The organism is Shewanella sp., assembly GCF_051658185.1.
Classification (GTDB): domain Bacteria; phylum Pseudomonadota; class Gammaproteobacteria; order Enterobacterales; family Shewanellaceae; genus Shewanella.
In genome coordinates, this window is sequence record NZ_JBOFMC010000190.1 from 1 (window position 1) to 1,133 (window position 1,133).

At 45.3% G+C, this 1,133-nt stretch carries 1 protein-coding gene; it reads right to left on the reverse strand.

Features of this window, described 5'->3' with window-relative positions:
- Window positions 1–347: 347 nt before the first annotated feature.
- On the reverse strand, window positions 348–824 hold the full coding sequence (greA, locus tag ACRCZA_RS07610; protein ID WP_438673851.1) for a transcription elongation factor GreA: 477 nt from the start codon (window positions 822–824) through the stop codon (window positions 348–350).
- Window positions 825–1,133: the final 309 nt, after the last annotated feature.

Sequence of the window (1,133 nt, forward strand, 5' to 3'; positions counted from 1 at the left end):
CTTGCCGCTGATAAACAAATTAAACTTTGGCCATCTTTGATACGTAAGCTGGCTAGCGCTTATTTACTGACAGCACAAATACGACTTACACACGACTGCAAGTTACACACGAATGCAAGTTATCCACAAATTCCGCTGACACACGAAGCGCACTCACATTAACCGGGCGCTCAGGCCGAGTAAGCAGACAATCTCATCCACAAGGTGACGAACCGCTTCAGCACTGAACTGATAAAAAAGCCAAAAAAAATCCCTCACTTTTGCGAGGGATTTTATAAATCAGCGTAATTTAGAATATTAAGCTAATTCAGTAAACTGAGTGACATAAAGCGTCAGCCCTGTTCGGCTTAAATATACTCAACCGCAATAATTTCATAGTCGGTTAAGCCGCCAGGAGTCGTGATCGACACTTCATCGCCCTCATTTTTACCAATTAAGCCACGAGCAATAGGCGAGTTAACCGAAATGAGGTTTTCTTTAATATTGGCTTCATCATCGCCAACAATGCGATAGGTCACTTGCGCATCCGTATCAAGGTTGACGATAGTGACCGTGGTGCCAAAAATAATGCGCCCGTTATTCACCATCTTAGTCACGTCAATGATCTGCGCATTGGAGAGTTTTCCCTCAATATCACGAATACGCGCTTCGCAGATCCCCTGCTCTTCACGAGCAGCATGATATTCCGCATTTTCTTTGAGGTCCCCTAATTCTCTGGCTGAGGCAATCGCTTCAGTGATTTTAGGGCGACGTTCAAATTTGAGGATCTCTAATTCTTTACGCAGCTGTTCTGCACCGACAACGGTCATAGGAACCTTAGTCATAACGTCTTTCGTCTCCTTTAAAACAAAAGCAACCCGCGCCGACGCTAGGTCAACACAGTCAAATGAGGGTGGAATTGCGCTATTCTAATCGTTATGCGTTGTGGATGCATCAAGAACAATACAAAAGTTACTTCCCCACAAAGAGCCAAAGGGCATTGATCATGACAAACAGAGTGCTAATGGCATGTGCACTTGAAGGCATGAGCACTTAACAATACGAGGAGTTAACGCCGCCAGACTAAAAAACAGTGTCATGCCCATCTGGGCGCCTTGGTTAACACGCCAGCGTACCAGCCGGATAGCTCACAC

Excerpts from the sequence above, each read along its gene's own strand:
- greA (WP_438673851.1), bottom strand. The coding sequence starts at position 824 with ATGACTAAGGTTCCTATGACCGTTGTCGGTGCAGAACAGCTGCGTAAA.